This window comes from Allobosea sp. CER48, from assembly GCF_044752385.1.
GTDB lineage: Bacteria > Pseudomonadota > Alphaproteobacteria > Rhizobiales > Beijerinckiaceae > Allobosea.
Genome location: NZ_JBIWYK010000522.1, coordinates 1 through 1,989, shown reverse-complemented (window position 1 = coordinate 1,989; position 1,989 = coordinate 1). Strand labels below are relative to the sequence as shown.

Here is a 1,989-nt window from a genome sequence, read left to right as displayed (position 1 = left end):
GATGCAGGCCGGAGGGCTTGAATTCCGGGGCGGCCGGAACGATCTCGGGGGCCATGAGCGGGCGCTGATCTTCGGGGCCGCATGAAAATGCACAGGCTTTTGGTCGATTTCGCTTGGAGAAGCGACCAAAAGCAGCTAAGCAGCTTGCAGCCGAAGCTGGTGGCGTCAGAGCCGGGCCTCTGGGCAGTTTCCGATCGTACAGGATTTGCTCGAGTTCGGTATCGTTTGCAGGCGCGTTCCTGAGGCGGTGCAGCTGACAAGCCGGGTGGAGCCCCGAAGGCGCGTGGCGCCGATCGGCTCATGGGGTTCAGTCCCCCCTTTTGGGGTGGAGCCCTTTTTTGGAAAAGAGCGCGTGAAGACCAGAAACGGCGTATCGCCCCTTCAGGTCAACTCAGTCCGACACAGCGTCGCAACCCGCTGTGCATCGCCACGCGCATGACGGCACCACGGTTGCTTTGAGCACAGAAGCGCGAGACAGACGCGAATGAGACCAGGTCAGAACCGGCGTATGCGCGGCCGTAACAACAACGGCAACAATAACGGCAATCGCAAATCTCCCAATCCGCTGCAGCGTAGCTATGAATCCAACGGCCCGGACGTAAAGGTTCGCGGCACGGCGCAGCATGTCGCCGAGAAGTATCTGCAACTCGCGCGCGATGCCCAGTCTTCGGGCGATACGGTTGCGGCCGAGGCTTATTTCCAGCACGCCGAGCACTACTATCGCATCCTGCTCGCGGCGCAGGAGCAGATGGCTCAGCAGTTCGGCCATTCCTTCCCGCCGAACCGCGCCTTTGTCGAGGATGCCGATGAGGGCGACGAGGAGGGCGACGAGGAGGCCTTCCAGCCTGGCACCGGGCCGCAGCCTGAGTTCCGCCCGGCAAATGGCCATAACGGGGCCAATGGCTATAACGGCCACGGCGGCCAGCGCGCCGAAGGCGAGGGCAGCGACGGCCAGCAGCAGGGCGGCCAGCGCTTCGATCGTCAGAACCGCCGCGAGCGCTTCAACAACAACGATCGCAACAACAACGAACGTCGCTTCGATCGCCAGGATCGTGGCGAGCGCCGCTTCGATCGCAATGCTGAAGGCGGCCAGGCCGCTCCCGGTGGTTACGCGCCGCGTCCCGACGCTCCGCGATCCGACATCCCCGTCGCAGGTGAGGTTTCGCCCGAAGCCGCTCCCGAGCAGGCGCCGGCCGAGCGCCGCTTCGATCGTGGCGATCGTCCCCAGCGCGAGCGCCGCCCCCGCCGCGAGCGTGAGGTCGAGGTCGACGCGGGCGATGATGTCGCCGCCCTGCCGTCCTTCCTGACCAACCCCGTGCGCGTTTCGGCGCCCGAACCGGTCGAGGCAGCAGCACCGGCAGAGCCGGTCGTCGCCCCGGCGGAGGCCGTCGAAGCTGCCGAGCCGGCGCCGAAGCGCACGCGCCGCCGCCGCTCGCCGCGCGAGGTCATGGATGCCCTCGGTTCCGAGTCCGACGGCTCCACCGAGTAAGGGCCGATCGGCCAGGCGTTCCGAACGAGAAAAGGGCCCGCAAGGGCCCTTTTTTGCAGGCGGGTGGGTTCAGGCGATGCCGAGTTCCGCCGGCGCTTCTGCCGGCGTCAGGGCGTCGCCTTCACGCAAGGCGCCGCCGGCGACGATGCGACAATAGATGCCGCAATCGACATGGCCGTAATTCTGCATCAGCGCTTTCGGGATCTGCATGTCGCGCGCAGCGGTCTCGGGGTCGACATTGGTCGCGGCGCAGCGCTCGATCCGTTTGATCACATTTAGCCTCAGGCCGTTCGGGCCATCGATGTCGCGGCCGACGAGGTCGTTCTCGGCCCAGGGGGCAAGACCGCTCACCATCAGATTGCCGCGGAAGCGCAGCGGATCGACCGGGCGCCCGAGCCGCGCTTCCAGGTCGGCGACGCTGGCGAGATTGATGATCGAGAGGAAGCCCGAGCGGGAGTCCATGAAGCGATAGGTGGATGGCGCCGTCAGCAATTTCGGAG

The 1,989-nt window shown here is 66.1% G+C and carries 2 protein-coding genes; one reads left to right on the top strand and one right to left on the bottom strand.

Annotated features, from left to right (window positions below; genetic code table 11):
• Window positions 1–484: 484 nt before the first annotated feature.
• Window positions 485–1,489, top strand: coding sequence for a DUF4167 domain-containing protein (locus ACIPIA_RS15095; RefSeq protein ID WP_400510727.1), 1,005 nt, complete (start codon window positions 485–487; stop codon window positions 1,487–1,489).
• A 69-nt stretch (window positions 1,490–1,558) separates the two neighbouring features.
• Here the strand turns inward: ACIPIA_RS15095 and ACIPIA_RS15090 are convergent.
• Window positions 1,559–1,989: MOSC domain-containing protein (locus ACIPIA_RS15090; protein ID WP_400510725.1), on the bottom strand; the 431-nt coding region annotated here is incomplete at its 5' end.

Bases quoted from the DNA above. Each gene is read 5' to 3' on its own strand.
- ACIPIA_RS15095 (WP_400510727.1), top strand. From the start codon at position 485: ATGAGACCAGGTCAGAACCGGCGTATGCGCGGCCGTAACAACAACGGC.